Here is a 7,170-nt window from a genome sequence, read left to right as displayed (position 1 = left end):
CTCCTTGGAAGTAGAGGCATCTGACAGGCGCTATGAAAATGGAACTCCGTTGAAAAGAAAGGGCGTTGCACATCTTTTGTCGCAAATGTCGTAATTTCTGCACCTTCCAGAATTTTTGCAAAAACAGGTTTCATGCGTTTGGTTATTTTAATTAAGAGTAAGCAATATAGCTTATTTTGACCTAAAAATCAAAGAATACACGCAAAGCTGTTAATATAGTGGGAGAAATGGGCAATCTAGCAGTAGTCATAAAGCTGTTCTGAGCGTAATTTAGCATAACTAAATAAGAACGCTTAGAACTTATGTCTCCTAAATTATATCCCTATATCTTCACGATTGTTTTCGTCGTAATGTGTGCGACAGCCTTTCGATCGGTAGAAAAAAATCCGCGGGTAACTCGCTATGCATCTATAACAGGATTAAAAGCTGAGAAAGTAGCTTATTATAAAAATCTTCATGCAGAAGCTTGGCCTGCGGTACTTCGCAAAATTAAAGCATGCCATATTCGCAATTATTCAATTTTTTTGAAAGAGGTAGACGGTAAATTTTTTCTTTTCAGCTATTTCGAATATGTAGGTCGGGATTTTAAACTTGATATGCAAAAGATGGCCGATGATCCGGAAACACAGCGCTGGTGGAAAGAGACCGATCCTTGTCAGCTGCCCCTGCCAGACGCTCAGGAAAAAGGAGAGATATGGTCGGCTATGGACGAGGTATTTCATGTGGACTAGTGTAAGCGAATGAATTCTGTCATTAACAAAACAATATAACCATGAATAAAAAACTATTGTTCAGTTTGGTGCTTGCTGCATGGGGAACAACACTCCGTGCCCAGATAAAGACTATTGTGCCGGTTCCATCCAAGGAACCTAATGCCTATCAGCGGAAACAAATCAACCGAAAATATGGTATGTTCGTTCATTTTGGCATGAATACATTTCATGATCAGGAGTGGACTGATGGGTCTAAACCCGCTAGCTCATACGCACCATCTTCCATTGATGTTAAACAATGGGTATCGACGGCAAAGGCTGCGGGGATGAAGTATATGATCTTGGTAACGAAACATCATGAAGGTTTTTGTTTATGGGATAGTAAGTATACTAATTACGATGTGGCAAGTTCGTCAAACACGACAAATGTCGTGCAAGAGCTGGCTAAAGAATGTGCCAAACAGGGGATTCGTCTTGGTTTGTATTATTCCTTATGGGACCGAAAGCAGAACCCCAAGGTAAAAGACAAGTCTGAAGATGCAGCATATAATCAATATATGTTGAACCAACTCAATGAGCTGGTGGATATCACCAAGAAGTATACAGACATCGTCGAACTTTGGCTGGATGGCGGCTGGGAAAAAGAAAATTACAGATGGCCGGTGCAGGAGATCTACAGTTTAATCAAGAAAAAGGTTCCTGGATGTCAAGTGGGTATAAACTGGAGTATTGGAGCTCCTGAGAATACAGACAAACATATTGTCCTGCCAAAGGACCAGCAAAACTATTTTCCAATACGCTATTTTCCGAGCGATTTTAGGCTGGGCGATCCTTATCTTCCGGCAGATCCCGACCCTAAACTTTTCATGGCGCAAGGAAATAGCTATTACATGCCTTTTGAGACAACGGTAGTGCTCGGAGAGCGCTGGTTTTATAATACCACGGATAAGAAATATAAAACGCTGGAAGAACTGGAGGCGATCTATCAAACCGCAACAGCACAGGACAATATTCTGATCTTAAACGTCGGTCCCAATCGGATGGGACGCATAAAAGATTCGGATGTTGACATGTTGCTCAAATTAAAGGAAAAATTAAAGTTATAGTTCAAAATAAAGTAACCTAAACATTAAAAATAAGTACGTTAAGATTTATGATAAAGACGTTTGATATTCAGGATCGGAGATTTCCTTTGGCTAAAGGTGCGGGCAGCGATGCAATACACAAGGACCCGGTCTATTCTTATGCTGTAACACGATTGGTAGATGATAAGGGGCGCGTAGGCACAGGTCTGGCTTTTACGCTGGGTGCAGGAAATGAATTGGTCTGTCGCGCCGCAGCTTTTTATGCCGAGCGGTTGAAAGGTATTCCAATTGAGGATCTGATGGCAGATTTTGGTAATTTGTTTAATAAGTTGAGTAACGAACAGCAATTTCGTTGGCTGGGTCCCCACAAAGGAATTGTTCATTTGGCCTTAGCTTCGGTAACAAATGCGTGTTTTGATCTTTGGGCTAAAACGAGAGGGGTTCCGCTGTGGAAGCTGTTGACAGATCTCAGCGCCGAAGAGATTGTCAATACGCTGGATCTTTCCTATTTGGAAGATGAGTTTACAAAGGCAGAGGCCATCAGCTTGCTGGAGTCAAATATCTCAACGTCTTCTGAAAGAATTGGGGTTATTGAAAGGGGATATGCTGGCTACGATACGTCGGTAGGCTGGTTTAACTATTCAGATGAAAAAGTGCGGGACAATTGTAGGCGTGCTATCGACAATGGTTTTTCCGCAATGAAACTCAAAGTGGGTAGCGAAGATCCATTGCGCGATATCCGTCGCGCACATATCGTACGGGAGGTTGCCGGCGATGAAGCTAAAGTGATGCTGGATGCAAATCAACAATGGACCCTTCCGCAGGCGCTTTCCATCTGTCAAGAGCTGAAAGAGATGAACCCTTTTTGGGTAGAGGAGCCGACACATCCAGACGACATTGTTGGCCATAAGATATTGGCCGAGCGCATTGCGCCGATTAAAGTGGCTATGGGGGAGCATGTACCGAACCGCATACTGTTTAAAAATTATCTTCAAATGGATGCCACAGGATTTGTACAGGTGGATGCCGTTCGAGTCGGTGGCGTGAGCGAGTTTATTTCAGTGAGTTTACTTGCTCGAAAATATCATATTCCCGTTGTACCCCATGTCGGTGACATGGGACAGCTGCATCAGCATCTTGTTTTGTTTAACCACATCAGCCTTGGGCATGAGGCCTTGTTTTTAGAGCATATTCCGCATTTAAAGTCTCATTTTGTACATCCCGTATCAATAGCGAATGGAGTTTACCGTACCCCCATGGATGTGGGAAGCAGTTGTGATTTGTTATAAGTTGACGTTATGTTAGGAAATTTAGATTTAGGTATCGCCATTTTTTATATACTGTTGATTTTGGTTGTCGGCGTATTGGCTGGATCGGGACGATTTAAGAAAGTGAAGGAAAAAAGCGCTGAAGGGTATTTTTTGGCCGGAAAGACACTCCGGTGGCCGGCCATTGGGCTGGCGCTGTTTGCGACCAATATCTCAACGGTGCATCTAGTCAGTCTTGCGCAAAGCGGTTTTGATACAGGTCTGCTTAATGGCAACTTTGAATGGATGGCTGCCTTTACCCTGGTTTTACTGGCCTTGTTTTTTGTTCCGTTTTATCTTAAATCGGGTGTTGCCACCTTGCCCGACTTTCTGGAACGACGCTATGACCGCGCCAGCCGGGATTGGCTCACGTTTATCTCCATTCTATCGGCAATTGTTATTCATATTGCTTTTTCGATGTTGGCCGGCGGAATTGTACTGCGTACGCTTTTTGGATTCAATATGTATCTGAGTATTACAGTGATCTGTATGATTACCGGAATATATACAATATTGGGCGGATTGCGTGCCGTTGTTGTGACGGAATCTATTCAGACGATTGTATTGCTGGCAGGGGCTTTTATTATCAGTTTTGCTGCTTTTGACAAGATGGGCGGATGGCTGCCAATGAAAGCTGAACTGTCAAAGGGGAATGCTTTGGATCGTCTATCGATGCTCCGCAGCGGCAGCGATGGAAGCGGAATGCCTTGGTATGCGGTATTATTTGGCTATCCGATTCTGGGCATTTGGTACTGGTGTGCCGATCAGACGATCGTGCAGCGTGTTTTGGGGGCGAAAGATGAAAATCACGGGCGTGTGGGGGCTCTTTTTTGTGGCTTCCTGAAAATTTTGCCTGTTTTTATATTTGTGCTTCCCGGTCTATTTGCGTATACCTTGTTTAAAACAGGGCAGTTGGATTTAAGCAGTCTGGGGGTGGATAGTCAGGGACATGTCAATTCAAAGGGTATCTATACCTTAATGATTACACAGCTGCTGCCTTCGGGATTGATCGGTGTATTGGTTGCAGCGCTTTTATCGGGTTTAATGAGTCAGATATCGGGTGCCTTAAACTCCATCTCGACCATGGTAAGCTACGATATTTTCAAACAGCGGCGGCCTGCCGCTTCCGATAAGCAATTGATCCGCATCGGGAAAATTGCCGCAGTCATTGCGATGGGCTTTTCCTTAGCACTTTTGCCGTTGTTGGATCGCTATGAGAGCATTTTTAATGGCATAAATGATGTAATTGCACATATTGCTCCACCCATAACCTGTGTATTTCTTTTAGGTGTCTTTTGGAAAGGAGCTTCAGCAATATCCGCGAAACTGACCTTATGGATCGGATCTGTTCTGGGGATTGCTGTATTTGTACTGAATAAACTAATGCCGGATTCCTGGATAGGCCAGACTCCTTTCATGATGATGGCTTTTTATTTGTTTTTGGTCTGTATGATACTTCAGGTATTGTTCTCGTATGTGTATCCCGTGCAGCATACCGTGCAAAGTCGGGATTTGTACTGGAAGAACCCCATGGATCCGCTTCGGGGTAAAGCTTGGCCTGGTATGGGAAATTACCGTATTTTGTCGGCATTGCTGCTCGCTATTGTCGTGATTTTATATGTAATTTTCAACTGATTTTTTAAATGTTCCGATTCTTTGGAACTTGATGCTAAAGACAAGAATAATAGAACGTGAAAACCTTAGAAGATAAAATTATATTGATCACCGGCGGAAGTGCCGGAATCGGTTTAGAATGTGTAAAAGCCTATGTTAAGGCAGGGGCGAAGGTGGCCTTTATTGGCATCGATCAAGTGTCGGTTGGTGAAGTGAGCGAATTGATCGGTAGGCCGCATATCGGAATCTGTGCGGATGTGACGCAGGCTCGAGAGGTTGATCTGGCGATTCAGCAGACTGTTGCTATCTTCGGCCGGATAGATGCAATCCATAATAATGCTGGTCTGGCGAGTCCATCAAAGCCTTTGCATGAAACAACAGACGATGAATGGCACAGGTTGCTGGACACCAACATGAAGAGTATCCTATTGACCACGAGATATGGCTATCCCTATTTAAAAGAGTCGGGCGGCTGCATTCTAAACACCAGCAGTTTAGTAGGGGATATTGGTCAGGAAAATCACGCAGCCTATGCAGCTACGAAGGGTGCTGTCAACGCACTCACAAAATCAATGGCGATAGACTATGCTGCTGTCGGTATTCGTGTTAATTCGGTTATGCCAGCTGCTGTTATGACACCTATGCTCAACAAATGGACACTGGAGCAGCCTCGGCCGGCGCAGGTTTTTGATTTTTTGAAAGATATTCATTTACTGGGTTATTGTCCCGAAGGCGACGTGATCGCTGATGCCTGTGTGTTTTTACTGTCTAGCCAAGCACGTTTTATCACCGGTGTAAATTTACCCGTAAGTGGTGGTGCAGAATTGGGGTACCGCAGAAATATCTAGTAGATTTTTTATATTCGTTATAATTATCTTGCATTTAAAAAGCAATTTTTCTAAGTTTGGCGCGCAGTTAATAACTGTTTATAAATAATACATCAATCATGAGCCAGAAATTTATATACAATACAGGTTATCCTTCTGTTGAAGATCTAAAGATTAAAGCGAAGAAAAGGATTCCACGATTTGCATTTGATTATTTGACCGGAGGGGCAAATGAAGAACTGAATCTCGCCAGAAACGAGAACGATTTTGATAACATTCTGTTGAAGCCCCAATATTTGCTTGCCAGTGAAGAAATAGACCTTTCTGTTGAATTATTCGGCCGTCGTTATAGCGCACCTTTTGGTGTTTCACCTATTGGACTTCAGGGATTGATGTGGCCGAATGCACCGGAGATTCTAGCCAAAGCGGCAGCAAAGAATGATATTCCCTATATTTTGAGCACCGTTTCAACGAGCAGTATCGAACGTATCGCCGAAGTATCCGATGGCAAGGCATGGTTTCAGCTGTATCATCCGACGGAAAATAGACTGCGCGATGATATTATAAAACGTTTGCAGACTGTTGAATGTCCTGTATTGGTCGTATTGGTTGATGTTCCTGCTTTTGGACTTCGCTATCGTGAAATAAAAAGTGGATTGTCCATGCCGCCCAAGATGAGTATAGCCAATATCTTGCAAACCTTTGTCTGCCCGACTTGGGGAATCGAAACATTAAGACATGGAATTCCTTCTTTTGCGACATTGAAGCCCTATATGGAAAAAGGACTTGATTTGGCGCAGCTGGGACAGTTTATGAACAGAACATTTACTGGTAAAGTGGATGTTGAAAAAATTAAAGCTATTCGGGATCTGTGGAAAGGTCCTTTGGTGCTTAAGGGGATTGCTACCGATGAAGATATGCAGGCTTCCATCGCTTTAGGCGTTGATGGAGTAATTGTATCAAATCATGGCGGAAGACAGCTCGACGCAAGTGAATCTTCGATCAATTCATTGATCCGTTTAGCGAGCAACCCAGCCTATAAAAGTAAGATAAAAATCATGTTAGACGGTGGTATCCGTTCGGGGGTTGATTTGGCGCGCGCCCATGCTGTTGGATCAGATTTTAATTTTATGGGAAGACCATTTATGTATGGTGTGGGAGCTTTAGGAAATGAAGGCGGGGAGCATACCATCAATATGTTCAAGACGCATTTGTATCAAGTTATGAAACAATTAAGCCTTTCAAAGATCGAGGACTTTCCCGAACGTCTACAGGCTATTCTGTAACAGCTATTGCGGGTTCAATTTTTGATCCGCTGTTGTCGGTGGGAAATGAGCCTATGATAAAAAAAAGAAAGCCACCTTTGATATCAAAGGTGGCTTTCTTTTTTGTCCACTATTGGAAATGGTCTACCAGTCGATGTTTCTGTTGTCTGTGGAACCTGTTTCCCATTGTTCGCTGACCTTGCCGCTGTTGGCATCTTCGGGTCTTGCGCATGCGGAACCCGCAGCAATACCTTGCTCAAGTTCGATCATAGTCGTGTTGACTTTTGGGGCGATGTATGCTAATTTCTTTTCCATAATATTTTTTTATGCTTGCTGATTTACGCTTACTGAATTTTGTG

The 7,170-nt window shown here is 43.4% G+C and carries 7 protein-coding genes; 6 read left to right on the top strand and 1 reads right to left on the bottom strand.

The genetic code is table 11. The annotated features are described in order from the left end of the window. Positions 1–302 precede the first annotated feature (302 nt). The 6 genes from B3C94_RS05370 (at position 303) to B3C94_RS05345 (ending at position 6,832) form a co-directional block, all read left to right on the top strand. Complete coding sequence (locus B3C94_RS05370; protein WP_293900160.1) at positions 303–731, top strand: L-rhamnose mutarotase; 429 nt, start codon at positions 303–305, stop codon at positions 729–731. A gap of 41 nt (positions 732–772) precedes the next feature. Beyond that, positions 773–1,819: an alpha-L-fucosidase gene (locus B3C94_RS05365; protein WP_293900157.1), complete on the top strand. Its 1,047-nt coding sequence runs from the start codon at positions 773–775 to the stop codon at positions 1,817–1,819. 47 nt (positions 1,820–1,866) lie between these two features. Continuing rightward, complete coding sequence (locus tag B3C94_RS05360; RefSeq protein WP_293900154.1) at positions 1,867–3,087, top strand: enolase C-terminal domain-like protein; 1,221 nt, start codon at positions 1,867–1,869, stop codon at positions 3,085–3,087. Between the two features lie 9 nt (positions 3,088–3,096). Then, positions 3,097–4,740: a sodium:solute symporter gene (locus B3C94_RS05355; RefSeq protein WP_293900151.1), complete on the top strand. Its 1,644-nt coding sequence runs from the start codon at positions 3,097–3,099 to the stop codon at positions 4,738–4,740. Between the two features lie 56 nt (positions 4,741–4,796). Further along, positions 4,797–5,567 (top strand): SDR family NAD(P)-dependent oxidoreductase, encoded by a 771-nt coding sequence (locus B3C94_RS05350; protein WP_293900148.1) that lies wholly within the window; start codon positions 4,797–4,799, stop codon positions 5,565–5,567. A 98-nt stretch (positions 5,568–5,665) separates the two neighbouring features. After that, positions 5,666–6,832: an alpha-hydroxy acid oxidase gene (locus B3C94_RS05345; protein WP_293900145.1), complete on the top strand. Its 1,167-nt coding sequence runs from the start codon at positions 5,666–5,668 to the stop codon at positions 6,830–6,832. 123 nt (positions 6,833–6,955) lie between these two features. Here the strand turns inward: B3C94_RS05345 and B3C94_RS05340 are convergent, their stop codons facing one another. Continuing rightward, on the bottom strand, positions 6,956–7,126 hold the full coding sequence (locus B3C94_RS05340) for a hypothetical protein (RefSeq protein WP_293900142.1): 171 nt from the start codon (positions 7,124–7,126) through the stop codon (positions 6,956–6,958). Positions 7,127–7,170 lie beyond the last annotated feature (44 nt).

It is taken from the genome of Sphingobacterium sp. UBA5670, assembly GCF_002420705.1.
In the GTDB taxonomy this organism is placed as follows: Bacteria; Bacteroidota; Bacteroidia; order Sphingobacteriales; family Sphingobacteriaceae; genus Sphingobacterium.
Note: the sequence above shows the minus strand (reverse complement) of the source record. Positions and strands in the feature narration are given on the sequence as shown.